General features: G+C 44.3%; 27 protein-coding genes. 16 read left to right on the plus strand and 11 right to left on the minus strand.

Features of this window, described 5'->3' with window-relative positions:
* Nucleotides 1–62: 62 nt before the first annotated feature.
* Both HM131_RS01485 and HM131_RS01490 read right to left on the minus strand, forming a co-directional pair.
* Complete coding sequence (locus HM131_RS01485; RefSeq protein ID WP_232324915.1) at nt 63–1,649, minus strand: bifunctional metallophosphatase/5'-nucleotidase; 1,587 nt, start codon at nt 1,647–1,649, stop codon at nt 63–65.
* Between the two features lie 232 nt (nt 1,650–1,881).
* Nucleotides 1,882–3,393, minus strand: coding sequence for a Na+/H+ antiporter NhaC family protein (locus tag HM131_RS01490; RefSeq protein ID WP_085027241.1), 1,512 nt, complete (start codon nt 3,391–3,393; stop codon nt 1,882–1,884).
* Nucleotides 3,394–3,605: 212 nt separating this feature from the next.
* Here HM131_RS01490 and HM131_RS01495 point away from each other — a divergent pair, with 212 nt between their 5' ends.
* Together HM131_RS01495 and HM131_RS01500 are read left to right on the plus strand one after the other, a co-directional pair.
* The gene (locus tag HM131_RS01495; protein ID WP_085027243.1) at nt 3,606–4,775 is read left to right on the plus strand and encodes a M20 metallopeptidase family protein; all 1,170 of its coding nucleotides are present in this window, start codon (nt 3,606–3,608) and stop codon (nt 4,773–4,775) included.
* Nucleotides 4,776–5,032: 257 nt separating this feature from the next.
* Complete coding sequence (locus HM131_RS01500) at nt 5,033–5,701, plus strand: HAD family hydrolase (RefSeq protein WP_085027245.1); 669 nt, start codon at nt 5,033–5,035, stop codon at nt 5,699–5,701.
* Between the two features lie 32 nt (nt 5,702–5,733).
* On the opposite strand, the gene HM131_RS21015 is transcribed toward HM131_RS01500, so the two are convergent.
* From HM131_RS21015 to HM131_RS01520, 4 genes are all read right to left on the minus strand, one after another.
* Nucleotides 5,734–5,919, minus strand: coding sequence for a hypothetical protein (locus HM131_RS21015; protein WP_085027247.1), 186 nt, complete (start codon nt 5,917–5,919; stop codon nt 5,734–5,736).
* A 249-nt stretch (nt 5,920–6,168) separates the two neighbouring features.
* Nucleotides 6,169–6,459: a transporter suffix domain-containing protein gene (locus HM131_RS01510; protein WP_232324843.1), complete on the minus strand. Its 291-nt coding sequence runs from the start codon at nt 6,457–6,459 to the stop codon at nt 6,169–6,171.
* A gap of 266 nt (nt 6,460–6,725) precedes the next feature.
* On the minus strand, nt 6,726–6,923 hold the full coding sequence (locus HM131_RS01515; protein ID WP_085027248.1) for a hypothetical protein: 198 nt from the start codon (nt 6,921–6,923) through the stop codon (nt 6,726–6,728).
* 135 nt (nt 6,924–7,058) lie between these two features.
* On the minus strand, nt 7,059–7,529 hold the full coding sequence (locus HM131_RS01520) for a nucleoside deaminase (RefSeq protein ID WP_085027250.1): 471 nt from the start codon (nt 7,527–7,529) through the stop codon (nt 7,059–7,061).
* 292 nt (nt 7,530–7,821) lie between these two features.
* Between HM131_RS01520 and HM131_RS01525 the strand changes: the two genes are divergently transcribed.
* The 9 genes from HM131_RS01525 to HM131_RS01565 all read left to right on the plus strand — a co-directional run bounded on the left by HM131_RS01525 (nt 7,822) and on the right by HM131_RS01565 (nt 17,288).
* The gene (locus tag HM131_RS01525; RefSeq protein ID WP_085027252.1) at nt 7,822–8,646 is read left to right on the plus strand and encodes a M55 family metallopeptidase; all 825 of its coding nucleotides are present in this window, start codon (nt 7,822–7,824) and stop codon (nt 8,644–8,646) included.
* A 12-nt stretch (nt 8,647–8,658) separates the two neighbouring features.
* A complete protein-coding gene (locus tag HM131_RS01530) occupies nt 8,659–9,591 on the plus strand; it encodes an ABC transporter permease (RefSeq protein WP_085027254.1) in 933 nt (310 codons plus the stop codon).
* Between the two features lies 1 nt (nt 9,592).
* Complete coding sequence (locus HM131_RS01535) at nt 9,593–10,549, plus strand: ABC transporter permease (protein ID WP_408607089.1); 957 nt, start codon at nt 9,593–9,595, stop codon at nt 10,547–10,549.
* 6 nt (nt 10,550–10,555) lie between these two features.
* Entirely contained in the window at nt 10,556–11,554 is a 999-nt protein-coding gene (locus HM131_RS01540; protein ID WP_085027258.1) for an ABC transporter ATP-binding protein, read from the plus strand.
* Nucleotides 11,555–11,568: 14 nt separating this feature from the next.
* Nucleotides 11,569–13,200 (plus strand): peptide ABC transporter substrate-binding protein, encoded by a 1,632-nt coding sequence (locus HM131_RS01545; protein ID WP_085027260.1) that lies wholly within the window; start codon nt 11,569–11,571, stop codon nt 13,198–13,200.
* Nucleotides 13,201–13,269: 69 nt separating this feature from the next.
* A complete protein-coding gene (locus HM131_RS01550; protein WP_085027262.1) occupies nt 13,270–14,190 on the plus strand; it encodes a S66 peptidase family protein in 921 nt (306 codons plus the stop codon).
* 16 nt (nt 14,191–14,206) lie between these two features.
* The gene (locus HM131_RS01555) at nt 14,207–15,301 is read left to right on the plus strand and encodes a mandelate racemase/muconate lactonizing enzyme family protein (protein WP_085027264.1); all 1,095 of its coding nucleotides are present in this window, start codon (nt 14,207–14,209) and stop codon (nt 15,299–15,301) included.
* Nucleotides 15,302–15,318: 17 nt separating this feature from the next.
* A complete protein-coding gene (locus tag HM131_RS01560; protein ID WP_085027266.1) occupies nt 15,319–16,266 on the plus strand; it encodes a C40 family peptidase in 948 nt (315 codons plus the stop codon).
* On the plus strand, nt 16,263–17,288 hold the full coding sequence (locus HM131_RS01565) for an ABC transporter ATP-binding protein (RefSeq protein ID WP_085027268.1): 1,026 nt from the start codon (nt 16,263–16,265) through the stop codon (nt 17,286–17,288). Before HM131_RS01560 ends, HM131_RS01565 begins: the two co-directional genes overlap by 4 nt.
* A gap of 226 nt (nt 17,289–17,514) precedes the next feature.
* Here HM131_RS01565 and HM131_RS01570 read toward each other — a convergent pair whose 3' ends face one another.
* From HM131_RS01570 to HM131_RS01585, 4 genes are all read right to left on the minus strand, one after another.
* The gene (locus tag HM131_RS01570; protein ID WP_085027270.1) at nt 17,515–18,372 is read right to left on the minus strand and encodes an esterase/lipase family protein; all 858 of its coding nucleotides are present in this window, start codon (nt 18,370–18,372) and stop codon (nt 17,515–17,517) included.
* A gap of 482 nt (nt 18,373–18,854) precedes the next feature.
* Nucleotides 18,855–19,235 (minus strand): DsrE/DsrF/DrsH-like family protein, encoded by a 381-nt coding sequence (locus HM131_RS01575; protein WP_085027272.1) that lies wholly within the window; start codon nt 19,233–19,235, stop codon nt 18,855–18,857.
* Nucleotides 19,236–19,253: 18 nt separating this feature from the next.
* Entirely contained in the window at nt 19,254–19,601 is a 348-nt protein-coding gene (locus HM131_RS01580; protein ID WP_085027274.1) for a DsrE/DsrF/DrsH-like family protein, read from the minus strand.
* Between the two features lie 92 nt (nt 19,602–19,693).
* Entirely contained in the window at nt 19,694–19,930 is a 237-nt protein-coding gene (locus HM131_RS01585) for a glutaredoxin family protein (RefSeq protein ID WP_085027276.1), read from the minus strand.
* Between the two features lie 320 nt (nt 19,931–20,250).
* Between HM131_RS01585 and HM131_RS01590 the strand changes: the two genes are divergently transcribed.
* Nucleotides 20,251–20,457 carry a hypothetical protein gene (locus HM131_RS01590; protein ID WP_085027278.1) on the plus strand — a complete coding sequence of 69 codons (207 nt, stop codon included), beginning with the start codon at nt 20,251–20,253 and terminating at the stop codon, nt 20,455–20,457.
* A gap of 172 nt (nt 20,458–20,629) precedes the next feature.
* Here the strand turns inward: HM131_RS01590 and HM131_RS01595 are convergent, their stop codons facing one another.
* Nucleotides 20,630–21,820, minus strand: coding sequence for a S8 family peptidase (locus HM131_RS01595; RefSeq protein ID WP_332308727.1), 1,191 nt, complete (start codon nt 21,818–21,820; stop codon nt 20,630–20,632).
* 301 nt (nt 21,821–22,121) lie between these two features.
* Here HM131_RS01595 and HM131_RS01600 point away from each other — a divergent pair, with 301 nt between their 5' ends.
* From HM131_RS01600 to HM131_RS01615, 4 genes are all read left to right on the plus strand, one after another.
* Nucleotides 22,122–22,439, plus strand: coding sequence for a PadR family transcriptional regulator (locus HM131_RS01600; RefSeq protein WP_085027281.1), 318 nt, complete (start codon nt 22,122–22,124; stop codon nt 22,437–22,439).
* Nucleotides 22,440–22,457: 18 nt separating this feature from the next.
* A complete protein-coding gene (locus HM131_RS01605) occupies nt 22,458–22,796 on the plus strand; it encodes a DUF1048 domain-containing protein (RefSeq protein WP_085027283.1) in 339 nt (112 codons plus the stop codon).
* 441 nt (nt 22,797–23,237) lie between these two features.
* Nucleotides 23,238–23,588: a DUF2200 domain-containing protein gene (locus tag HM131_RS01610; RefSeq protein WP_085027284.1), complete on the plus strand. Its 351-nt coding sequence runs from the start codon at nt 23,238–23,240 to the stop codon at nt 23,586–23,588.
* Nucleotides 23,589–23,952: 364 nt separating this feature from the next.
* A complete protein-coding gene (locus tag HM131_RS01615; protein WP_085027286.1) occupies nt 23,953–25,146 on the plus strand; it encodes a Bcr/CflA family efflux MFS transporter in 1,194 nt (397 codons plus the stop codon).
* Nucleotides 25,147–25,267: the final 121 nt, after the last annotated feature.

Raw genomic sequence — 25,267 nt, forward strand, 5'->3', positions numbered from 1 at the left:
ACAAGTTCAAAAAAAAGCCACTGCCGCCTCGTAAAGAGGGGACAGTGGCTTAAGCTATTCCTTTACTTCACTTCAATTCTGTTTAATACCGGTGCTTCTATAGCGTCTTTCTGGCTTTGCAGATACTGGATCATCGCATCTAAAGCAAGGGGACCTGTCACCTGATTGGTTCCTTCCTTAAGGACAGTAAATCCGTCCCCGCCCGTTGCGATGAAGTTATTGACGGCCACTGTGTAGGACTGCTCTGGATCGATTGGATTGCCTTGACTGTCAGTCATGGATGTCACTTTTTCTCCAACGGGAGCGTCACGATCCCATGTGTATTCAAGTCCAGAGATTTGTAAGATACGAGCATAGCTGCCTGACCATTGCTGTTCAAGCAGAGCTTTGATCTGATCGCCTGTCAGCGTCATTTGTACAAGGTTATTCCCGAATGGAAGCATGGTATAGAGCTCTCCCCACGTAATCGGCCCTTCATCTAAATTGGCTCTGATTCCGCCTGGGTTCATAAAGGCAAAATCCGTATCCATGGCCGCTCGCTGGGAATCAGCTACCAAATTACCGAGTGCGGATTCACCGCTTTCCTCTTGTTCCTTCGTGATCGGCTCAGCGGCCTGTGCAATTACTTCTTCGACCAAATCTTCAATTTCTTTTTTATAATCGTCTACCTTGTTTCTAACGGCCTGATCTGGTTCAATCCCGTCATGGTAAGTCGTTACAATGGAAGCTTCTTTCTCAACAATATCCTTCGTTTTTGGATCAATCTTAATATCTACTTCAGAAAAAGCTGTTCCATAAGAGTAAGATTCGACGATCAATTTTCCATCAACAACGGTGTTTGCATACGCATGATTATGTCCGCCAAAAATGATGTCCACTTCATCGTCGACTTCTGGAGCAAAATCAACGACTTCTCCTGAAGCGTTCGAGCCATCTTGATCAGAAGAGGCAGGAACGTGAGCAAGAACGACGATGGATTCAACTCCCTTTTCTTTTAACTCACTGACAGCTTGATTAATCGCTGTGGTCTCATCTGTAAACTCGACTCCTTCAATTCCACTTGGAAGAACAATGTCCTTCGTCTCCGTTGTCACAACACCAACAAAACCAATAGGCATCCCATTTACTTTTTTGATGACATAAGGGGGAAGGATCGGTTCTCCCGTTTCTTCATCCTTCACATTGGCAACAGTGTAAGGAAAGGAAGCTCCTTCAAAGTCTCCCGTCTCCTCGTGTTCTCCACCGTAAATCAAGCGCTTCATCTCAGCAACGCCTTCATCAAATTCGTGATTGCCAACAGTTCCTACATCAAAACCAATGTCATTTAAAATTTCAATGGTAGGTTCATCCTGCAAAAGCGAGGAAACAGGGGAACTTGCTCCAACCACATCACCTGAATGAATCAGCAGCGTGTTCTTGTTTTCTGCTTCATATTTCTCAAGATAAGCAGCCAGGTATTCAGCTCCTCCTACTTTTCTGCCATCGACCGTTCTATATACGTCCAATTGACCGTGGAAATCATTCATACCTAAAAGCTGAGCGGATATGTATCGGTTCTTATACTGAGAGTGATCGGGCGGTGCAGCGGATACGGAAGAAGCGAAGAGGGATAGGATCAGAAAAAAAGCAGGGATAACTCTCTTTAACAAAAACATGAGGAAACCTCCTAATAGTATTATGATAACCAGAGACTGGGCTTTCCTTACGTAGATACTTTCCTCCTCTCATTGACACAATTTTTAGTCATTATATCTTCATGATAACGTAATTCATATAGTAAAATAATGATTTTTACTAGATTTATAGAAAATATTTACATCGAACCACATAAAAAAAGCCCCTATGGATCCACTGTAGAGCGAATCATAGGGACTCTCCTTCTTATATCACAAAACCAGCAATTAAGAAGAACACGGAAGCGATACCGGCAGCTGTCAAAGCATATGGAAGCTGTGTATTAATGTGCTCCATATGTTCTACATCAGCTCCGATCGAAGACATGACACTTGTATCTGAGATCGGGGAAGTGTGGTCACCAAACGCTCCGCCTGATAACACTGCAGCGGCTGCAAGAATCGGATCACCGCCCGTTGCGACCATAAGGGAGACACCGATCGGCATCATAATCGCCCATGTGCCGAAGGAGGTTCCCATCGAGAAGGCAACAAAGCCGGAAATAAGAAAGACGGCAACAGGGATGATGCTGCTTGGAATCACTCCTGAAGCCACTTCAGAAATGTAGGCGGCTGCCCCCACCCCTTCAGGAGCGGTGGCCCGCATCACATCACCGAGCGTAACCGCAAGGATGATGATGACAGCGCCCAGGATCACGGACTTACTTCCGTCATACAGTTCATTTAAAAACTCCTTGGCATTCATCAATCCTTTGGAAAGATACTTGATAAAGGCGATGATAATCCCGACAGAGAAGCTGACGATCAGCATTTTGTTTCCATCGAGTGGGATCTCAGGAATATCAGCGAAATAAATGAATGTGTAGTTCCATAGACCAAGCACCACAAGCAGAGCAACAGAAATGCCCAATGGAACAACCATATCTGAGGCCGTTCCACGAAGGGTCGCTTCCTTTTCCTTTTCTGGTTCTTTTTCTGGCGCTTTTTTCGCTGCAGCTGCTTCTTTCAAAGCCTGGTTTGTTTCCTTCGCTTTTTGTTCAGACTGCTTCATCGGACCAAAGTCTTTAATTTTTCCTGCAGCGACTAAGAAGACCATGATCAGAATAACAATGTTATAGAAATTATACGGGATCGTTTTTGCGATCCCAACGATCGGATCGTTTACCGATTGAATGTTATCGACCATCAATGCCCCCATGAATGCGACCCAGCCGGAAATAGGGACGAGCACATTAATAGGAGAAGCGGTAGAATCCAGCAAAAAGGCAAGCTTGGCCCGCGAGATATTCATACGATCATAAATCGGACGGAAAACGGTACCTGTTGCAAGCGAACTGAAGTAGGCACTTGTGAACAAGGAGCTTCCCATAGCGGCTGTCGACAACTGGGCGCCTTTTTTACCGCGAACCTTATCTGCCAGCCATTGACCGAAGGCGTAGGCTCCGCCGGATTTATTTAAAACTCCAATGAATGCGCCAAGTAAAAGGACGATCAGCACAAGCTCAGCTCGTCCAGGCCCTTTGACGAGCCCCATCCCTCTTATGCCAGCATCAGCATCAGCCGGGTGACCGGCAATCGCTCCGAATAAATTTACGATCGAAAATAGAAACGCGTGAATCGCGCCGTTGTTCTGGATGTCAATCATGATTGTACCTACCAGGATTCCTAAAAGCAGTGACGGGACGACCCGTTTGGACCAAATCGCTAAAATTAGTGCAAGTACAGAAGGCAGTAACGAAAGTATGCCGAAATGTTCCATGATGTCCTCCTCCCTTTCTGTCTAAAGCATTTAAATATTGAAAATTGTATGAAAACAAGACAATTTTGAATTATAAGGGCGGCTGTTACTTTATAAAAGGGAAAAAAATGAAAAAAAGGAAGCCTGAGAAAAATATGAAAAATAATTGCATGCTTTCGAGGTAGTGTGACACACTGTAAGCTGTCACTTTTCGACATCAAGGAGTGAATCCAATGAGTCTATTATTACAACAAGCGAAACAACTGCAAGAACAATTGACCGAGTGGCGCCGGATGCTTCATCAAAATCCGGAAACTGGTTTTGAAGAATATGAAACTTCTAAGTTTGTTCAAAATAAATTGAAAGAGTTCGGTTATGAACCGAAGGTAATCGCCAAAACAGGAGTCGTAGCCATCGCCGAAGGAAAACAACAGGGAGAGACGGTTGGCCTCCGGGCAGACATGGATGCTCTTCCCATCCAGGATGAAAAAGAAAGAGATTATGCTTCGTCGATCGATGGAAAAGCCCACCTTTGCGGGCACGATGGTCATACAACCATGCTCTTAGGAGCAGCCAAACTATTGAAAGACCATCCTCCTGAAAAGGGAAGCGTTAAACTCATTTTCCAACCCGCAGAAGAAGGGTTGTTCGGAGCGCAGGCGATGATTGAAGAAGGAGTATTAGATCATCCTAAAATGAAGGCGATCGCTGGTTTACATGTCAATCCTGATGTAGAAACAGGCTATGTTACTTGTACAGAAAAAGAAGCCTGTGCAGCCGCTGACTTTTTCGATCTTGAAATTGTTGGAGCCGGCGGCCATGCGGCTCATCCTCATAAAGCGGCAGACTCGATTACCGTCAGTGCTGAAGTCATCAGCTCTTTACAGCAAGTGGTCAGCCGACAGACCGATCCGTTGGCGCCAACCGTTTTGACCATCGGCCAGATTCACGGAGGTACAGCTGATAACGCGATTGCTCCACGCGTAAGCATCGGAGGTACGGTCCGGACGCTGGATCCTGATGTAAGGAATCAGATGGAAGAGAAAATGGAACGCGTCATCAAAGGCGTTTCTGAAGCGTTTGGGGTCACGTACACGTTCAACTATAAATACTTTTATCCGCCGCTGATCAATGATTCATCGCTGCTCCCAGGGCTTGAGAAAACGGTAGAGGACACCCTTGGGCCAGATCGGTTCTCGATTGTGAACCCATCGATGGGAGGGGAGGACTTTTCCTTTTACGCCAATCAAATACCGGCGATCTTCTTTCGATTAGGTGTTAGGAACGAGGCCAAGGGAGCTGTTTATCCGCTTCACCATCCACGTTTTGACTTGGATGAGGAGGCACTTCCAAATGGTTCAGCAATGCTCGCGGCCTGGGCGCATCAACAACTGAAGGAATAGTTTTACACGAAAGGAACTTCCGGAGGAGGGAGTTCCTTTATTTATGAAACGAGGATTTTCGTTTTTTGATAGCATAGTCTTATAGACGAAATAAAAATTGTCATAGAATGGGGAGGGGATGAAGTTGGGCTGGATGATTATTGTGGTTATCGCTTATCTTCCGATTTTTTATCGTATACATAGACGTCTAGGATACCTTGAAAAGGAAGTGAAAAGGTTAAAAGGAGAAAACTGAAACCTATGAAAGGGGATGGGCTATGGTTAAGGCCGTGATTTTTGATTTGGATGGAACTCTATTAAACCGTGATGCCTCAGTGAACCTCTTCATAGAAAACCAGTATAAGCGATTGGCTCACAGACTGTCTCATATCCCTAAGGAGAAGTATATACAAAGGTTTATTGAACTTGATCAGCGTGGGTACGTATGGAAGGACAGGGTGTATCAACAGCTCATCAAGGAGTTTGACTTAAAATCTATTTCGTGCGGAGAGTTACTTCAGGATTACCTGTATTCTTTTAAGGACCATTGCGTGCCATTTCCCAATCTCATAGAAATGTTAAATGGTTTAAAGCAGAGCCATTTTCTTCTTGGGGTGATCACCAATGGAAAGGGGCAGTTCCAAATGGATAACATGATCGCATTAACTATTGACGCCTACATGGATACCATTTTGATATCGGAGAGAGAAGGAGTAAAAAAGCCTGATCCAGAGATTTTCCAGAGAGCCTTAGCAAGGCTTGACGTCGCCCCTGAAGATAGCGTGTTTATAGGGGATCATCCAGAAAAAGATGTGGAAGCAGCAAAGGGCGCTGGAATGAAAACGATTTGGAAAAGGGATCAATATTGGTACGGGGCGGAGGCAGATTATATTATTGAAGATCTAGGAGAAATATACGGGCGAATTCAGCAATTTCATTCTTATTAACAAAAAAAACAGCCGCTATAGGCTGAACTTACCTAACTCTGTTTCTCCTGCTCTTTTCTCTTACCTTTTCGGTTCATGCGATCATTCAGAATTACCAGCACTGTAAATATCACAAATGCGGTTGCCATAATCACATAATTCCGTTCCATTATGCCATAATAGGAGACTCCAAAGAACGAGAAAGTGATGAGGATTCGATATATTCGGTATTTCAGCATCCGATTCTCCTTATCCGCTTATTTTTTGAAAGCATTTCAATGGCCACCCTTGTTTATTATACGTGCTTTGATTTGCATTCTTAACCACAATCATCAATATTTCTTCACGTGAAAAAGACACCCTTTTAAAAGAATGCCTTTGCTAACAGATGGATACAGTTTTCAGGGATTAATGAGTAGAGATCAGCAATATAGTTGCCTCGATGAGGATCCACCTTGATCGTGTTTCCCATTAGGTGGGGATAGTTTCTAATCTTCTCCGTCAGATCGTTTTTGAACAAATTTATTTTTCCAGCTTTTAGGATTGAATGATTTTCTGATTTTTTTGGCTGCTTCTTTTCCCACCATCAAAGCTCCAATCCAAAAGATCACCTCTCCTATAACAAGGCTGCTTGTGATGCTGATAGCCTTCACTTTACTTGATAGAGGTAAAAAGGGAATGACAACAGGGGAAAGCACCCATGTGAGGATCGAAGCTATAATAAGAAAGATGCCTAACTTATAAATCCATGGCTTTTGTAAAAGGGATTTAATTTGCATGATTCCACCTCCAACTACTCCCCCATCCCCGTTTAATAAAACCGCATTATGTAGATTCCCCTATCATTTTTGATCATTAACTAAGCTCTTCTATTTGATAGGGAGCACATTTAATCTCTTTCTTACCACGAACGATAGTAGGAAAAACATTCCACACGATCACAACCACTCACGATGAAACTTTCCCTGCATTTGAGAAAGATGGCTTGAGCTATAAAAAATGCCCTACGTTTAGAGCATAAAAAAACAGCCACTTTAGGCTGCACTTAACTAATTTCTTTCTGTTTCTCTTTTTTCTTGTCTTTTCGGTTTACACGATCATTCAGGATTAACAAAATCGAACAAATAACCGCTGCGGTCACCAGAATGATGAGACCTAAAGTATTACGCTGAAGTAAGCTGTAAACTAGAAATCCAATGAACGCCAGATTGATGAGGATTTTATACACCCAATACTTGGCCATCAGATTCTCCTTTTAGGCATTTTTAAATATATACTCATAATTCTCTCCACCGATTCCTTTTTGTTTTGGACGATTTCCATCCTTAAAACGTACTGCTTTGTTTCTTCAGACCAAAAGAAAAGGGAACTCCCTCAATCAGGAAGTTCCATTATGATTTGTCCGCTCATCCCACAGTTTCATCGGATCTTCCTGATCATCCTCTAAAGGCATCTGCTTCATCACAAGGGAACGCTCACCTTTCGATTTTTGTAAATCATCATAAACATTCTTCGATTTCTCTAAGCCAACCTGTGCAGCTTCTTCCACCGTTGCACAATAAAATACATCCTTAATCCCTGCAAAATACATCGCTGAAAGACACATCGGACAAGGTTCTCCGCTAGCGTACATCGTATAGCCGGACAGGTCATGCGTTTGAAGCTCTCCCTGCGCACGTCGGATCGCAAGCAGCTCGGCATGTCCGCTCACGTCATAGTTCAGGTGCATTTCGTTCACACCTTCGGCTACCAACTCGTCATCCTTCACAAGAACTGCCCCGAAAGGCTGTCCTCCAACACGTACATTTTCTGCAGCTAAGGATACCGCTCGTTCCATGAATCGATTCATGTTGATCGACCTCCCTTTTTAACCTTATTTCAAAATCCAGTTTCCATCGTTGGTTCCAGGTTCATTGTACCCTAACCGCTTCTTTTTTATCTAACCATTTTGCTAGTCTCATCCTTCTAGCCAGTCTAAAGTCCCGATTTTTGTAAAAACAGAAAAGCAGAAAAATAGCGAAATAAAGGATGATTAACCATGACATAGGTCTTAGGTTTCTATTGCCTGAATTGGAAATCTTTGATATAGTTGTTTGAAAATTAGTAATTTTAAAATAAAACTACATGGGGGAAGAGCGACGATGAAACTTTATTTATCCGTCGACATGGAAGGGATTACTGGAATCCCTGATTATACGTTTGTCGATTCGTCGAAGCACAATTATGAACGCTCGCGAAGAATCATGACCGAAGAAACGAACCATGTCATACGAACGGCCTACAGTAACGAAGTCAAAGAGGTGTTAGTGAATGACAGCCACTCCAAGATGAACAATCTCTTAATCGACGAGATTCATCCGGATGCCGAGCTGATCACGGGAAGTGTGAAGCCTTATTCAATGATGCAGGGGCTCGACAGCTCATTTTCAGGAGCCATCTTCGTCGGTTATCACGCCCGCGGCGCACAAAAAGGAGTGCTCTCGCATTCGATGACCTTTGGGGTCCGAAATTTTTACATAAACGATGTGGCCGTCGGCGAACTTGGTTTCAACGCTTATGTTGCAGGCTATTACGGTGTCCCTGTTTTAATGGTCGCCGGTGATGACTGTGCGGCAAGAGAAGCAGAAGAGCTGATTACGAATGTTGTCACAGCACCAGTCAAAGAAACCATTTCAAGGTCGTCCGTCAAAAGTTTAACACCGAAAAAAGCTGGAGAACTGCTGCAGCAAAAGACCGCTGATGCCCTACATAACCGCTCGAATGTCAATCCTCTTGTTCCACCTGATCATCCGACACTAAGAATTGAATTCATGAATTATGGACAAGCCGAATGGGCGAATCTTATGCCAGGCACAGAAATCGAACCGAATTCAACGATCGTTTCATTCAGGGCAAAAGATATATTAGAAGCTTATCAAGCCATGATTGTCATGACTGATCTTGCCGTAAGGACAACGTCGAGTTAGGGGGAGACACGGATGGCGAAGTACATAGTTAAACGCTTCATACTTATGATCGTCACAGTATTTATCATTGCAACACTCACGTTTTTCCTAATGAATTTGATTCCAGGATCTCCTTTTAATGAAGAACGGACGACAAATGCCGTCGTTCAACAGAACCTGGAGGAGCACTTTCACCTGAATGAACCGTTAGTGGTTCAGTATGTGCTCTATTTGAAATCGATTGTCACGCTTGATTTCGGCCCTTCGATCAAACAGCCGACGGAAACCGTCAACTCTTTACTCGGAAGAGGGTTTCCGATCTCAGCAGAGCTTGGGATCTGGACTGTACTCTTAGCGTTGGTTTCAGGGGTCATCTTAGGTGTTTTTGCTGCCTTAAAACATAACGGGGTCATTGATTATGTCGCGATGACGATTGCCGTTCTTGGTATTTCAATCCCGAACTTTGTCCTTGCAACGCTGCTTATTCAAGAGCTCGCGGTCAACTGGAGCATTTTCCCTGCGGCCACATGGAGCAGTCCGATGCATATGGTCTTGCCAATCTTGGCACTTGCTACAGGCCCGATGGCGATCATCGCCCGCCTCACTAGGTCCAGCATGCTTGAGACACTGACTCAGGACTACATCAAAACCGCCCGGGCCAAGGGATTATCTCCGGTGAAAATTATCGTCAAACACGCGCTTAAAAATGCTTTGATGCCTGTTGTCACCATTCTTGGTACATTGCTTGCCGGAATTTTGACGGGGACTTTCGTTATCGAAAAGATTTTTGCGATTCCGGGCATGGGTAAATATTTTGTCGAAGGCATCAATCAACGTGATTATCCCGTCATTATGGGGACGACCGTATTTTACAGTGCGTTTCTCGTCTTCATGCTTTTCTTAGTTGATATCGCTTATGGACTCCTCGACCCGAGAATCAAGTTACACAATGAAGGAGGGAAATGATGTGATTCCAGCAACGAAAGACAAGCAGCCATCCAATCACTCTTCCATTCCTGATGAATGGTTTCAGCCGAAGAAAAAGGATTTAGACGAAGCTGAATCGGTTGTCCGGCCTTCCTTATCCTATTGGGAGGACGCGTGGCGAAGGATCCGGCAGAATAAGCTCGCGATGTCAGGTCTGATTTTCCTCATCCTTTTAGGGATCATGGCCGTGATTGGACCCTGGATTTCACCGCACAGCGTGTCAGAGCAGGTGCTTTCCAATCAAAACATGCCTCCATCTGCAACTCATTGGTTTGGTACGGATGAACTTGGACGAGATGTGTTTACGAGAACGTGGTACGGGGCACGAATTTCCTTGTTTGTCGGTCTCATGGCTGCACTGATCGACTTTTTCATCGGAGTGGCTTATGGAGGGATCGCCGGCTATAAAGGCGGACGCGTTGATAGTGTGTTAATGCGTATTATTGAGGTCCTGTACGGTCTTCCATACTTACTTGTCGTCATTTTGCTGCTCGTTGTGATGGGTCCGAGCTTACTAACGATCATCATCGCTTTGACGGTAACCGGATGGGTCGGGATGGCCCGGATTGTCCGCGGACAGGTACTGCAGCTGAAGCACAATGAGTTCGTCATGGCCTCGCAATCATTCGGGGCGAAAACGAAACGGATCATCCGGAAAAATTTACTCCCGAATACGATGGGACCGATCATCGTTCAGATGACGTTGACGGTACCGACAGCCATTTTCGCTGAAGCCTTCCTTAGCTTTCTAGGACTTGGGATCCAGTCACCGTATGCGAGCTGGGGGATGATGGCCAATGATGCCCTTGGAGTCATTTTATCCGGAGACTGGTGGCGCCTGTTCTTCCCGGCCTTCTTTATATCGGCAACGATGTTTGCCTTTAACGTATTAGGCGACGGGTTGCAGGATGCGCTTGATCCGAGGCTTAGGAGGTAGACAACGATGGAAAAAATACTCGATATTCAGGATCTTCACGTATCTTTTACCACTTATGGGGGTGAAGTGCAGGCCGTAAGAGGGGTGAACTTAGAGCTTTTCAGAGGAGAAACGCTTGCGATTGTCGGGGAATCGGGGTGCGGAAAAAGTGTGACCGCAAACAGCATTATGAAGCTGATTCCATCTCCGCCTGGCAAGATCAAGCAAGGATCGATCTACTTCAAGGGACGCGACATGACCAAGCTCTCGGATAAAGAAGTACGATCGATCCGCGGGGTGGATATCTCTATGATCTTTCAAGATCCAATGACCGCCTTGAACCCGACACTCACGATCGGCACCCAGCTGACCGAAGGCTTGAGGCACCACCGTTCGATTTCATCAAAAGAAGCGAATGAGCTTGCGGTGGATATGCTCAACCTTGTTGGGATTCCCAATCCGGTTGAGCGGTTGAAGCAGTACCCGCACCAATTCTCAGGAGGAATGCGCCAGCGGATTGTGATTGCGATGGCGCTTATTTGCGAACCGGAGCTGTTGATTGCTGATGAGCCGACGACAGCTCTTGACGTAACGATTCAGGCGCAAATTCTACAGCTTTTTAAAAAAATTCAGGATCAGACAGGCGTTTCGATCATCTTGATTACTCACGATCTAGGGGTGGTTGCCAAAATTGCTGATCGTATTGCCGTCATGTATGCCGGCAAAGTGATCGAGACAGGGACGAGAAGAGAAATCTTCTATACGCCCCAGCATCCGTATACAAAAGGACTGCTACATTCGGTTCCGCGGCTGGATCAAAAAGGCGAGAAGCTGATTCCGATCGACGGGACGCCGCCGGATTTATTTTCTCCACCGGAAGGGTGTCCGTTTACTGCGCGCTGTCCGATGGCGATGGAAGTCTGCAGCAGAGTTTATCCGTTCCAATCCGAGCTTAGCGCTACCCATGAAGTAGATTGCTGGCTTCAGGATGAACGGGCTAAAAAATATATGATGACAACAAATTAGAGAGGAGAAACACTATGAAAAAATGGCTTACGCTACTATTGGGGGTCTTGCTTGTTTTTGTATTGGCGGCTTGTACAGCGACAGATACTTCGAGTGAAGGCAGCGATGACAGTAATCAGGAAAGCGGCAGTGACAGTGAAACAAAAACACTTATGTTAAACAATGGGGAAGAGCCGACTTCCTTTGATCCGCCAAAAGGGTTTGACTCTGTTTCCTGGAATGCACTCAACAACTTAATGGAGGGTCTGACGCGTCTAGGCAAAGACCACAGCCCGCAGCCGGCAACAGCTGAGGATTGGGAAGTATCCGAAGACGGAAAAGTCTATACGTTTACAATTCGAGAAAATGCTAAATGGTCCAATGGCGATGACCTGACCGCAGGGGACTTTGAATTCGCCTGGAAGCGTCTGTTGGATCCGGAAACGGCTTCACCAGCAGCTTTCCTTGGTTACTTCATCGAAGGCGGCGAAGCGTACAACACGGGCGAAGGTTCCCGCGATGATGTGATGGTTGAGGCTGTGAATGATAAAGAATTGAAGGTTACATTGAAAGCACCGACGGGCTACTTTTTAAATATTATTTCCAATCCGGCTTTCTTCCCTGTGAACGAGAAGGTAGCGGAAGAGAATCCAGAATGGTACGCAGAAGCGGACAGCTTTGTTGGAAACGGACCATTTACATTAGCTAAATGGAAGCACGACAGCGAAATGCTGTTTAAGAAGAACGAAGAGTATTGGGACAGCGAAACGGTGAAGCTTGACGAAGTCCACTGGGCCATGGTCAATGACGTGAACACCGAGTATCAAATGTATGAAAGCGGTGAGCTCGATACGTCCGGCATTCCGGCAGATTTATCTGAGAAGCTGCTTGAAAGTGATCAAGTATCGATTACTGACCAGGCGGGTACGTACTTCTTCCGCTTTAACGTCAACGAAGAACCATTCCAGAACACGAAAATTAGAAAAGCGCTTGCGATGGCTGTAAATCAGCAGGACATTGTTGACTACGTTACGAAAAATAAAGAGGAGCCCGCTTATGGGTTCGTTTCGTACGGATTTGAAGCTCCGTCTGGTGATGATTTCCGTGAGCATAACGGAAAGCTGGTAGAGTTTAACGCAGAAGAAGCGAAGAAACTTCTTGAAGAAGGCATGCAAGAGGAAGGCTATGACGAGCTTCCGGAAATCACGCTTTCTTACAACACAAGTGAATCACACAAAGCTGTAGCGGAAACGATGCAGCAAATGTACAAAGAGAACCTTGGCATCGACATTAAGCTCGCGAATGCAGAGTGGAATGTATTCCTGCAAAACCAAAAAGACTTGAAGCACCAGCTGTCACGTAGTTCGTTCCTGGCTGACTACGCGGATCCGATCAACTTCCTGGAAAGCTTTATTACCGATTCTTCCATGAACCGTACAGGCTGGTCCAACGAAGAGTATGACAAGCTGATCGAACAGGCGAAAAACGAAACAGATGAAGCGAAGCGCTGGGAGTACATGTATGAAGCCGAGAAGATTCTTTTTGAAGACATGCCGATCTTCCCGATTCACTTCTACAACCAGGTCGTACTTGAGAAAGATTCTGTCAAAGACATCGTCCGCCACCCAGTCGGGTACTTGGAATTGAAGTGGGCAGACAAACAATAACCGGTGAAAAAGGGGCACTTGCACTTCGGTGCGCGCGTGCCTCTTTTCATGCCATTGGAGGAACAGGATATGATTCTACCCAAACGGTTACAAAAAGGAGACACGGTTGGAGTGATCGCTCCAGCCAGTCCTCCTAATCTTAAAAACTTGGAACAAGCGATTCCTTTTCTCGAAAATCTCGGTCTGAACGTGAAGGTCGCGCCAAACGTATCAAAAACGTATGGCTATTTAGCAGGAACCGATCAGGAACGCCTGGATGACCTTCATGCCATGTTCGCCGATTCTGAAGTGAACGGCATCATCTGTGCAGGCGGCGGCTACGGGACGGGAAGAATTGTTTCTTCGATTGATTTTGATCTGATCCAAGCGAATCCGAAAATCTTCTGGGGATACAGTGATATTACGTATTTACATACAGCGATTCGCCAAAAGACCGGCCTCGTAACGTTTCACGGACCGATGTTAAGTTCCGATGTCGGGAAGGATTCGTTTGAGGAAAGGTCTGAAAAAATGTTCCACCAGCTGTTTCAACCGGAAACACTGCAGTACACGGCGTCCTTTTCTCCTTTACAAACCATCGCAGACGGTGAGGCAGAAGGCGAGCTGGTAGGCGGGAATCTGTCACTGCTCGTGAATACCATGGGGTCAGCCTATGAATTGGATACAAAAGGGAAACTGCTCCTCATCGAAGATATCGGTGAAGAGCCATACCGGATTGATTCATTTTTAAGCCAGTTGAAACTTGCTGGAAAATTAGAGGAAGCGGCAGGGATCGTTGTTGGTGATTTTAGTGAAGCTGAACCGAAAAAACGCGGTAAATCGCTGACGCTTGAAGAAGTATATGACTATTATTTTGCTGGATTGAATAAACCTGTCGTATCAGGTTTTAAAATTGGCCATTGCCAGCCTCATTTTGCCGTACCGCTGGGAACAAAAGCGAGGTTATCCAGCCAAAGTAAGACATTAACGATCGAACCGGGTGTTCAGTAAGTAAGGAGGAAGGACCATGAAGATTCAGTCGATCGATACGTATCAGGTGGCCGTCCCCCTGCATACTCCGTTCAAAACGGCATTAAGGACCGTCACCGTAGCGGAGTCGATCTACGTCAAAGTCACGTGTGATAACGGCGTCACAGGCTGGGGAGAAGCACCACCGACCCACGTCATTACAGGTGAAAGCCTTGTCAGCATCAATCATACGATCAAGCACATTTTCACCCCTTTACTGACAGGCGAATCACTTCTCGATCGGGAAGCGCTATTTGAAAAGCTTCACAAAAGCTGTGTCGGCAATACAAGCGCAAAAGCAGCGATTGATATGGCAGTTTACGATTGTGTAGCGAAGCAGGGCCAGCTTCCGCTTTATCAGCTGCTTGGCGGGTACAACAAATCGATGGAGACGGATTATACGGTCAGCGTCAATGAATCCGATGAAATGGCAGATGATGCGGAGAAATACGTCCAAAACGGCTTCAAAATCCTCAAAGTCAAAGTAGGCAAGGATACGATCGAAAAAGATATCGAGCGCATCTTAACGATCAAAAAACGTGTCGGCCATCAGGTAAAAATCAGGCTTGATGCCAACCAGGGCTGGAAAGTGAAAGAAGCGATTTACGCGATCCGACGGATGGAGGATCTCAACTTACCGATCGAACTCATCGAACAGCCCGTCAAAGCTCATGACATTGAAGGGTTGAAGCAAGTAACAGACCACACGTACACACCGATCATGGCCGATGAGAGCGTGTTTTCCCCGGTAGACGCACGCCGCGTTTTGGAAACGAGAAGTGCCGACTTGATTAATATTAAATTAATGAAAGCAGGCGGCATCCATCAGGCGTTGAAGATCAACCACCTGGCGGAAAGCTTCGGTGTCGAATGCATGGTCGGCAGCATGATTGAAACGAAGCTTGCGATTACGGCAGCCGCTCATTTTGCAGCGAGTCAGAAGAATATTACGAGAGTCGATTTCGATGCCCCGCTTATGTTGACAGATGACCCTGTCGATGGCGGTGTTTCCTATCAGCAGGCTAAGATGACGCTGCCTGATGTACCCGGGCTTGGGATACAAAATGTAAGCCTGCAGCAGGTGCTTTCATAACCATAAGGAGGTCAACAATGACACAAACACAAAGCACAAAAACGACGTGGGTCGTCCGGGTGCCTGTCGCTACCATTTGGACGGCACCGGATTCACCCCGCGATGTGGACCAATGCGGAATTTCAGATACAGCGTCCATGACCGAATGGCTGAACCACTTGTCTTATGATACGAGCCTCGCTTTATGTGAGGATAACCTCGTTCAGTCCCAGCTTTTATATGGAGAAGAAGTGATGGTTGATGAGCTGAAAGAAGGCTGGGCGAAGGTCGTCGTCCCTGCACAAGCTTCGAAAAAAGATGACCGGGGGTACCCGGGATTTGTCCCGGCAAGCCAGCTGAAGGAAGTTCCAGAACACGAATGGCAAGGAAACGGGGTTGCCGTCGTACATACGAGACAAGCGGTTTTACTGAATGAGCATCGACAACCATTGGTAGAATTGAGTTACCTTACGTCCTTACCCGCACGTAAAGAAGAAGGCGAGTGGGTGAAGGTGCGGACGCCTGAGGGAGAAGGGTACCTGGCTTTAGAAGATGTGACGCTGTATCCGTCTCGTGAGGCCATTCCTAAAGGCAGCGGGGAAGACCTCATTCGAGCGGGAGAAACCTTTCTTGATCTTCCTTACTTCTGGGGCGGCATGAGTTCCTACGGCTACGACTGCTCCGGATTCGCTTATAACATGCACAAAGCCTGTGGCTATGAAATCCCGCGCGATGCGACGGATCAGGCTCTGGCGGGAAATGAAGTGCCGCTTGATGGGCTGAAGCCAGGAGACCTCTTGTTTTTTGCCTATGAAGAAGGAAAAGGCCGTATCCATCACGTCGGTTTTTATTACGGGGACGGAAAAATGCTTCATTCCCCGAACACAGGAAAAACGATCGAAATCATCGACTTGAAAGACACGGTTTATGAAAAAGAACTATGCTCAGCCAGGCGCTACTGGCAAGACACGGAGGGATCCACATGAGCCCCCACAAAACGCTTGAAGTGAAAAACTTAAAAAAGCATTTTTCTTTAGGAAAAGGCAAGACGTTAAAAGCGGTAGATGGTGTGAGTTTTGATATTTATAAAGGGGAAACGTTCGGGCTTGTCGGCGAATCCGGGTGTGGGAAATCAACAACAGGGCGTACCATTATGAACCTGTACAATAAAACAGATGGTGAAGTCATCTATGAGGGACAAAGCGTCCATCATCTCAGTGAAAAAGAACAGTTCCTGTTGAAGCGCCGCATGCAGATGATTTTTCAGGATCCTTATGCGTCCTTAAACCCACGCTCAACTGTAGCGGAGATCATCTCAGAGCCGATGGAGATCCATAACCTTTTTTCATCCAATAAGGAACGGATGGCGAGAGTTTATGAGCTGCTTGAGGAAGTCGGCTTGAACCGTGATCATGCCAACCGCTATCCCCATGAATTCAGCGGCGGCCAGCGCCAGCGGATCGGAATTGCCCGTGCGCTCGCGCTTGATCCAGACATTATCATTGCCGATGAACCGATATCTGCGCTCGATGTATCTGTTCAGGCACAGGTTGTCAATCTGCTTGAACGCCTGCAGGATGAAAAGGGGCTGACGTACTTGTTCATCGCCCATGATTTATCAATGGTGCAGCACATCTCCGACCGGATTGGCGTTATGTATCTTGGCCATATGGTCGAACTTACAAGCAGTGAACAGCTGTATGACAAACCGCTCCATCCTTATACAAAAGCCCTTTTGTCAGCAATTCCGATTCCGGATCCGGATATTGAAGATCAGCGGGAGCAAGTCATTATCGAAGGGGAGATCCCGAGTCCGATCGATCCGCCGAGCGGCTGTGTATTCCGAACGCGCTGCCCGATGGCGATGGATGTGTGTGCGAAAAAAGCACCGGTCTGGCAAGAAGTGGAGAAGGAGCACTATGTGGCCTGCCATTTGTATAATGACGAAATTGTTGATCCAGAGGAAGCGAAAAACCAGCAGCATAAGATGAAGGTTACGATTCAATAAGGATAACCCGGAGTTTAATTCGTAGAGCAAAAAAGCAGACCTTTGTCTGCTTTTTTGTGTGAACTTATGGTTTTTTGATCCATAAATTATTGTGTGACTATGAATGGCCGACTGTAAAATCTAAACAAGTTGTACCGAATATGAAGTGCGATAGATTCATAATGGTGTGGGGGTATGGATGGATACCATTGACGTCCTGCATTTAGTTTGTATCGAAAACGATAACTTAATCAAAGTGCAATAGAGCTCGTTCAGCATCTGCCGGACCATCATGAGAAAGAGCATCAAAAACAAAAGCAAAGGAAATTGGATCATATACGATTCCCTGGTGACCAATTAAGTTCAAAGGATAGTAATCTTGTATAGTAATGTTCGATACTTGCTTCTTCGGTCCTTCAAGGAAAGCTGAGGTATAGGGGGTGACCACTTGATCAGTTTTTGTAGTTATCACAGTATAAGAGACATTTCCCCGGATTTCCTCTCCACTGTTTAGATTTTCAAGAAACTCCGATCCTGTTAGTTGTTGTTGGCAGGCAATACAAGAAGTGATGTCAGCGAGATCTGTGGTGAGTGTTTCGAAATTAGCCAATCCCTCTGTTCCATGATTAGAAGGAACAAAAGCAATTAAGTTGTCTACATACTTGTCTCCTCCTAAAAATTTAAGATAATACCTTGGCATCATTCCGCCCTGGCTATGCCCGATAATATCCACTTGACTTGCACCGGTGAGTTGAAGAACGTTATCAACAAAACTTTTCAATTCTTGAGAAGAGTTTTCAATAGGACCTGTAGAGGCCCCGGCGTGAGTAAGCCCGTAATTTAATGCATAGACACAGTAGCCCTTACTTGCAAGTGCAGGGGAGAGCTCCAACCAATTTTGTGCACTGCGCTCAAATGTACCGGGAACAAGAATGACCGGATTTGGTTTATCGTCAGAGGGCTCACAACTCGGATCATTCGCTCCAGGCGGGGGTGTGCCTTGCTCTAGTAAGAAACCCTCATCACTCTCCGCGTTGGATAGGTTCGGTACGATGAAAAAGAAAACTAGAAATAAACTAAACATGGAAAAGAAATGTTTTTTCAAATGTACTCTCCTCTCGATAATAAGATTGGTAGTTTAGGAGAGTATATAAAGAATTCACCCATAATCATTCTGCTTCTCCAGTATAGTTTTTGAGTGAACGATCCATATCTCTGCACTAAGCAATACCTTTATTCCCCTATTATAATAGCGCTTACATTATTGTCAAATGAACTTCTTTATTATTTTAGGGTGAAATAGATTCGTAAGTAATTCCAGGAATGGACAACAGCAATGAAAGTATGGAGTAGGCAGTCGGGAAGAATCTATTTTGAATGCAAAGGGGGGAGCCAAGGTAGTAGATTTAATTGTTATTCCATTTCAATCTATAACGGATGAATGCCTATAAGCTTGATATTATAGGAGAAATCGTAACGGCGGTGAAGGCAAAAAACCACTACATATCACTGGATGATCTATATTAAAAAAAGCTCACGAAGGCTAGCCGAGAGCTTTTTTAAGGTGATCCTAGTAACCTTATTATTTCAAAAATGGAGAAAAAGATCTGCAGAAGCTGCCTCATTTAAGACCCATTTGATTGGGACTTGTTCTGTTGGGTAAATGAAATCCGCATCATTATCAATATCCAAATCAACGACATAGAGTTTAACGCCTGTTTCAACGGCAATATCCAGCAGGTCGTGTATGGAAGCTGCATTAAACCCTTTTAATGCCTTCGGTAGATATTCCATGCCCTCAGAGGGAACAGGAGTATAATTCTTTTTAAGAATATTTACGCCTTTACGAGAAAAAGCCAAGATGACCTCTGCTTCAGAAGAGGCAGCTCCAGTTGCAACATTCAATGGTGGATAAGCGGATTCTAATTCATCATGGAGAGCTAAAACCACGACTTTCTTCGGTCTCATAAAGCTCCCTCCCTAATTTTAATAGCTTAAAACATCATCTGCCTGATAAGCGGTTTCCAAGAAGGTTGCGACCCCGGCGACTTCCACTCCATTAACCAGTACTAAGCCATCCGCAATCAAGACGTTCATCTGACAACCATACAGCTTGATACCAGAATCCAATGCTGTTTTTAAGAGGAATTCAAGATCAGTACCATGTGTACGATTGAGTTGGTTTAGATAACGTTGATCCAGAGCACGCGCGCCATCAAGATCGAAAAAAACCTTCACTTCGTTTTTATTCTTTGCTTTTTCCAGTGCTTCTTTGAGTACATAGGGAACATTTGAGCTTAATGACACAAAATATAAGACTTTTTTGGCTGTCATGTTTACCCCTTCTTTCATGTCTAAAGAAATATCATGATGTGTGTTGGGCTGCTTGATTGTTTGTATGATTCCAAATTGTAGTTTGGATGTTCTTATATTCGTTCGAGTGCTGTCATCATACTTTTTGGATCAAAACCGACGATCCATTGTCCATCCACTTCGGTTTGTGGCACTCCAAACTGTCCAGTCTTTTGTACAAGCTGGTTCATGATTTCAGGGTTAATCTCTACGTTTACCTCTTTAAAAGGGATGTTTTGATCTGTTAAGAAGTTTTTCACCATCACACAATAGGGGCACTGTGTAGTCGTATATACAGTGATAGTTTTCATATTTAGACCTCCCAGCTTAATTTGAATACGTATTAGGTATAAAGTTATACCTTCATAATATACCTATAGGGGTATTTAGTCAATTCGAATGGTTGTTCAAAAGAAGTTATTCAGAAGCGTTGCATGCGTACTATAAGATTGTGTGGAATCACAATTGTAGTGAGGAGGATACAATTGCGTTATTCTTTTATTCTAATATCGAGGGACGTTTCCTCTACAAGATAATAGGTTATAAATTTCCACCCAAAAGAAAATAGCAACCTTTTCTCAAGTTACTCGTATATAATATAAAACTTAATCCTGAATGGAGGAACTTAATAATGAATTTTATAAATTGGTTTGATTGGATAACTCCAACTAATCCATTTGCTTCATTATTTTTTGGTATTCTTTTTACTATCATTCTAGGTATGACGGTATGGGTGGAGACAAAGAATGTTAAGACAGTTTTTATTACGGCTCTAACTGGGATAATTATTACTGGTATAGGAGTGTCACTTTTAAAAGTAATTGGTTATTATTCATAAATGCTAATAGTACTAGCTAATAGCTAGATGCTAAATTACTAGAAATTTCTCAACTTCAAGTCTTTAACAATTAAGCGTTTAGTCAATAAGAATAGTCGCCTTCACAAAAAATGAAGTAAAAGGCCTCAGGGGAAATTCCTCTGAGGCCTTTTACTTGCTCCCTTTAAATATATTAGTAGTTTACTGCATCATAGGAATTGATCAAGCCGTGCTCAAAGTAGGTGCCTGTGCCGTTAATAGGATCGGCGGTTTGCTCAATGGCTGTACGGATTTCACTGTTTGAGCGTCCTTGTGAGGCAAGCAAACCAGCTAGTCCTGCAACATGAGGAGAAGCCATTGACGTGCCAGAGTAGCTGTCATATTTCCCACGTAATACGGTTGATACAATATCTACTCCAGGAGCCGTTACGTCTACCCACGAACCGTAGTTAGAGAAGTAGGCGACATCATTATTAGAATCAACCGCGCCTACGGCAATCACATTTTCGTAAGAAGCTGGCTCAAAGGTCGTAGAAACTCCGTCGTTTCCAGCGGCAGCTACAACTACAGAACCGCTATTCCAAGCATAGTTGACTGCATCTTCTAGAGTTTGGGAATCGCAGTCACAACCAAGAGACATATTAATGACCTCTGCGCCTGCATCAGCAGAATAACGAATGGCATCAGCTATGTCGTTAAGCGATCCACTACCATTGGCTCCTAAAGCCCTGACTGCTAGAATTTTAGTCTCTGGAGCCATACCCGCTACCCCAGTAGCGTTATTGGTTTCAGCAGCAACTGTCCCAGACACGTGTGTTCCATGACCATTCAAGTCTTTAGGATCATTATCGTTTTGAGCGAAATCATAACCAAGGATCGTCTTATCAATCAAATCAGGATGGTCATAGTAGACCCCCGTATCAATTACTGCAATTTCTTGACTGCTGCTCCCCTGGGTAACATCCCAAGCGGCCGGCGTATTTGTATTTTGAGGCCCGTATTGATCACTGTATAACGGGTCATTCGGAGTGAACGTAGCATCAAATATGTAGTTTGGCTCTGCATATTCAACATTAGGGTTATGACTTAATGCTTTTACAACAGCATCTACATTTCCAACCTGAAGGACTTTGAGTTGAGTATCGACAACTTTGCTATGGTCATCAACAACTTTAGCTCCCAAGTTATTTAACTCTTTCCCAGACAAAGATTTTCCTGGTTTCATAGTGACAACAACTTCACCTTGTTGAAAGTTTCCAACTTCTTTTGAGACATCGACCTCTTTGTTCGCATCGATTTGAGGAGAAGCAAACGCTTGTCCAGTAGATGGCAAAATGGCGAGAGCAACAGCAATTGACAATGTGGCAAGATTTTTGAATTTCAAATCTATTCCTCCTTTATAGGTATACTCTAATTATTCTGAAAATACTGTTTATTTTCCTGTTAAATGGAGGTTGGGAAAGTTGCTCATAAAAAGCAATCTAAGCAGCCTGTTTGATGAGTGACTTTCCCAATTTCCAGAAATTTCATCCAAAGTGAAGGGTGGTTAAAGCAATAAGTCAGGCCACGAAAAGTTTTATCTTTGACAAATCACACTAATATGTAATACTATGTACCGGTAATAAGTAATACAAAATACCAGTAATACAAAGTACTAAAAAATCAAAATGCAATTGGAGGTAAAAATGAGGAATTTCAGAGAAATGATGAAAGGGGTGCTCGAGGGTTGTGTGCTTGAGATCATCAGCCGCGGCGAAACTTACGGCTATGAAATCACTCAAAAGCTACGAGAACTTGGCTTCACTGATGTGGTTGAGGGCACCGTTTATACAATTACCATGCGGCTTGAGAAAAACAATTTGGTGGATATTGAGAAAAAGCCATCCATGATGGGACCGCCGAGAAAATTTTACACTCTCAACTCAGCTGGTGAAGAGCATCTTAAAATCTTTTGGGATAAATGGGAATTCGTTTCAAGCACTATTAATGAATTAAAAAACTAAATACAAAGGAGAAGGACTATGAATATTTTTGAAAAAATTATCGGAAGTCTGGATGATAAGCGGGAATGGAGAGCTATGGAGGCTCGTGCGAAGGTACTTCCAACTGAGTACCATAACGCTTACAAAGCGATCCAAAAGTACATGTGGACTACGGGTGGCCCCTCTGACTGGAAATCTACCAGCCGTATCTTTAACGGCATTCTCGACCTATTTGAGCAAGGGGCAGCAGAAGATAAGAAAGTTACTGATCTCACGGGTGAGGATGTGGCCACTTTCTGCGATGATCTATTGCAGGACGAGAAAAGCTGGAAAGATAAGTATCGCACGAAGTTGAACGATACGATTAGCCGTAGCTAACGAGGTAATTCCGGGAAAAAATTAAATAGTAAACATCGACTGAATATCTGGTAATGAATGAGAATCTTCACTATTCAGCTTTTATTTAATCTGGTAATAAGTTATAAAGCATATCGGTATTACTGAATAGTAAGGAATAGCCAATCTAGCTCATCAAGGCTCTTGTGTGGATAATTATTCCATTTGCTCGTTTATCAACCAAGTACCCCTGATAATAAGATCTTGCAAATGAACTTTTTGGCGTCTTTTCATGAGGAGGAAAAGCAATTATAGTGATCTCCTTAAAGGGCTAAAATTTTGCATCTATGGATCCCTCCGAACAAACTTTAGCGACAATAAGAAATTCCTGTCCAAAGGAATAGATGTATGTCTCGGGGATAGGGGAATGGATTGTTGCAAAATGATATAATTGGAAAAACATGAAAAGGAGGAGGATGGGTAATGACCAAGCACAAGATTTATACCATGAGTTTCGCAAGTGTTTATCCCCACTATGTTACGAAGGCGGAGAAAAAAGGACGAACGAAAACAGAAGTCGATGAAATTATCCGTTGGTTGACGGGATATAGCCAGGAAGAGTTAGAAGCACAACTGGAAAAACAGACAGACTTTGAGACCTTCTTTGCGGAAGCTCCCCAAATGAATCCTTCCAGGAACTTGATCAAAGGTGTGGTCTGCGGTGTACGAGTGGAAGATATCGAAGAACCAATGATGCAGGAAATTCGCTATTTGGATAAGCTGATCGATGAGTTAGCTAAGGGAAAAGCGATGGAGAAAATTTTGCGAAAATAATTATTAAGAAACATGATTTCATTCAAGACCACTTCTTCGGTTAATCATTTTCTTCCTATGATCGTTAAGAAATATCTTACCCTTGGGTTATAGTAGTGGCGATTATTCAATAAGAATAGTCGCCTTTTCGCTGTTATACAGGATAGCGGCAGACTTGACCTTCAGATTATTGAAAGATTGAAACTAATAAGAAGTTTAATCGTATTTATTCTGTTGCTTATTCTATTGGTTATAGGCTCTCTGTGCTTATAAATAGACTTCCTTGAGGAAAGAAGATAAAATCATAGTTTCACAGTTAGAAGATCTTGGGTAATACTCAAAGGTCTTTTAAAATGTAGTCAGAATAGAAAAAGGTGTTTAAAACATGTTACATAATCCAAAAGGGAAAAAGAGAATAGGTCTCGCGTTTCTTCTCGGAATGCTTGGGATTTTAGGGCCATTAAATATTGATATGTATCTCCCGAGTTTTCCGGGAATTGCATCCGATTTAGAAGCGAACGCATCACTAGTTCAGCTCAGCTTAACCACCTGTTTAATCGGGCTTGCCGTTGGACAAATCGTCGTTGGGCCGATCAGTGATTCGCAGGGGAGGAAGAAACCACTGATCATTTTCCTTTCCCTCTTTGCAGTGGCGTCCTTTCTTTGTGCGCTTGCGCCTAATATCATTGTGCTCGTCATCGCTCGTTTTCTCCAGGGCTTCACGGGTTCTGCTGGTGCCGTCCTTTCACGAGCCGTGGTGCGTGACGTGTTTTCGGGAAGGGAATTGACAAAGTTCTTCGCCTTACTCATGGTGATTAATGCAACGGCTCCGATGATTGCACCGATGACAGGGGGAGCGATTTTACTTTTACCATTTGCCACATGGGAGACGATCTTCTTCTTTTTAAGTATCGTAGGTGTAGGAATCGTTTTAACCGTGGCAGGAAAATTACCGGAGACCCTTCCAATAGAAAAACGGATTCCGAGCTCTGTGAAAGAGTCGATCCTTACCATTGGCCGACTGCTGAAAGATCGCTCGTTCATCGGATACGCCCTGACCATCGGTTTTGTCCATGGTGGGAGCTTCGCGTATGTATCCGGAACGCCGTTCGTTTATCAGGGCATCTACGACGTATCACCTCAGGTATTTAGTGTCTTGTTCGGGATTAATGGACTGGCGATCATTACAGGAAGCTTTTTGGTCGGACGTCTTGGAGGTATTTTCCACGAAAGAAGTTTGCTTCGGAGCGCTGTGCTGATTGCCGTCAGTGCGACGGGTTTCCTATTAGTGATGACAATTATTGAAGGACCGCTGTATTCCATTGTTATCCCGATCTTTATTTACATGACAGCGATGGGAATGGTTTTGACAAGTACGTTTACCCTGGCGATGGAACATCAAGGGCACAGGGCAGGGAGTGCGAGTGCTGTGCTAGGCATGTTGCCGTTGTTATTTGGCGCAACTGTATCACCGCTGGTCGGTATTAATGAAACGACAGCTATACCGATGGGAGCAATATTGTTTACGACAGCATCCATTGGTGCTACTTTATTTTTTACTTTAACGAAGAAAAGCTAGCATGCAATTGTATGATGGGTGTTTTTTTATGTTGTAATTACTTCCTAACGAAGAATCTAGTTATTCAATATACGGTAGCGAACTCAGTGAATATAATAATCTCTAACCATGATCTGATGAA

The sequence above is a fragment of the Halobacillus mangrovi genome (assembly GCF_002097535.1).
GTDB classification, from domain to species: Bacteria; Bacillota; Bacilli; order Bacillales; family Halobacillaceae; genus Halobacillus; species Halobacillus mangrovi_A.

What these genes read in the sequence shown, in the direction of transcription:
- HM131_RS01605 (WP_085027283.1), top strand. Translation starts at nt 22,458, where the DNA reads ATGAATATTTTTGAAAAAATTATCGGAAGTCTGGATGATAAGCGGGAA.
- HM131_RS01580 (WP_085027274.1), bottom strand. Translation starts at nt 19,601, where the DNA reads ATGACAGCCAAAAAAGTCTTATATTTTGTGTCATTAAGCTCAAATGTT.
- HM131_RS01560 (WP_085027266.1), top strand. Translation starts at nt 15,319, where the DNA reads ATGACACAAACACAAAGCACAAAAACGACGTGGGTCGTCCGGGTGCCT.
- HM131_RS01540 (WP_085027258.1), top strand. Translation starts at nt 10,556, where the DNA reads ATGGAAAAAATACTCGATATTCAGGATCTTCACGTATCTTTTACCACT.
- HM131_RS01550 (WP_085027262.1), top strand. Translation starts at nt 13,270, where the DNA reads ATGATTCTACCCAAACGGTTACAAAAAGGAGACACGGTTGGAGTGATC.
- HM131_RS01490 (WP_085027241.1), bottom strand. Translation starts at nt 3,393, where the DNA reads ATGGAACATTTCGGCATACTTTCGTTACTGCCTTCTGTACTTGCACTA.
- HM131_RS01610 (WP_085027284.1), top strand. Translation starts at nt 23,238, where the DNA reads ATGACCAAGCACAAGATTTATACCATGAGTTTCGCAAGTGTTTATCCC.
- HM131_RS01500 (WP_085027245.1), top strand. Translation starts at nt 5,033, where the DNA reads ATGGTTAAGGCCGTGATTTTTGATTTGGATGGAACTCTATTAAACCGT.
- HM131_RS01585 (WP_085027276.1), bottom strand. Translation starts at nt 19,930, where the DNA reads ATGAAAACTATCACTGTATATACGACTACACAGTGCCCCTATTGTGTG.
- HM131_RS01565 (WP_085027268.1), top strand. Translation starts at nt 16,263, where the DNA reads ATGAGCCCCCACAAAACGCTTGAAGTGAAAAACTTAAAAAAGCATTTT.
- HM131_RS01525 (WP_085027252.1), top strand. Translation starts at nt 7,822, where the DNA reads ATGAAACTTTATTTATCCGTCGACATGGAAGGGATTACTGGAATCCCT.
- HM131_RS01575 (WP_085027272.1), bottom strand. Translation starts at nt 19,235, where the DNA reads ATGAGACCGAAGAAAGTCGTGGTTTTAGCTCTCCATGATGAATTAGAA.
- HM131_RS01600 (WP_085027281.1), top strand. Translation starts at nt 22,122, where the DNA reads ATGAGGAATTTCAGAGAAATGATGAAAGGGGTGCTCGAGGGTTGTGTG.
- HM131_RS01495 (WP_085027243.1), top strand. Translation starts at nt 3,606, where the DNA reads ATGAGTCTATTATTACAACAAGCGAAACAACTGCAAGAACAATTGACC.
- HM131_RS01515 (WP_085027248.1), bottom strand. Translation starts at nt 6,923, where the DNA reads ATGGCCAAGTATTGGGTGTATAAAATCCTCATCAATCTGGCGTTCATT.
- HM131_RS01615 (WP_085027286.1), top strand. Translation starts at nt 23,953, where the DNA reads ATGTTACATAATCCAAAAGGGAAAAAGAGAATAGGTCTCGCGTTTCTT.
- HM131_RS01510 (WP_232324843.1), bottom strand. Translation starts at nt 6,459, where the DNA reads ATGCAAATTAAATCCCTTTTACAAAAGCCATGGATTTATAAGTTAGGC.
- HM131_RS01530 (WP_085027254.1), top strand. Translation starts at nt 8,659, where the DNA reads ATGGCGAAGTACATAGTTAAACGCTTCATACTTATGATCGTCACAGTA.
- HM131_RS01545 (WP_085027260.1), top strand. Translation starts at nt 11,569, where the DNA reads ATGAAAAAATGGCTTACGCTACTATTGGGGGTCTTGCTTGTTTTTGTA.
- HM131_RS21015 (WP_085027247.1), bottom strand. Translation starts at nt 5,919, where the DNA reads ATGCTGAAATACCGAATATATCGAATCCTCATCACTTTCTCGTTCTTT.
- HM131_RS01555 (WP_085027264.1), top strand. Translation starts at nt 14,207, where the DNA reads ATGAAGATTCAGTCGATCGATACGTATCAGGTGGCCGTCCCCCTGCAT.
- HM131_RS01520 (WP_085027250.1), bottom strand. Translation starts at nt 7,529, where the DNA reads ATGAATCGATTCATGGAACGAGCGGTATCCTTAGCTGCAGAAAATGTA.
- HM131_RS01590 (WP_085027278.1), top strand. Translation starts at nt 20,251, where the DNA reads ATGAATTTTATAAATTGGTTTGATTGGATAACTCCAACTAATCCATTT.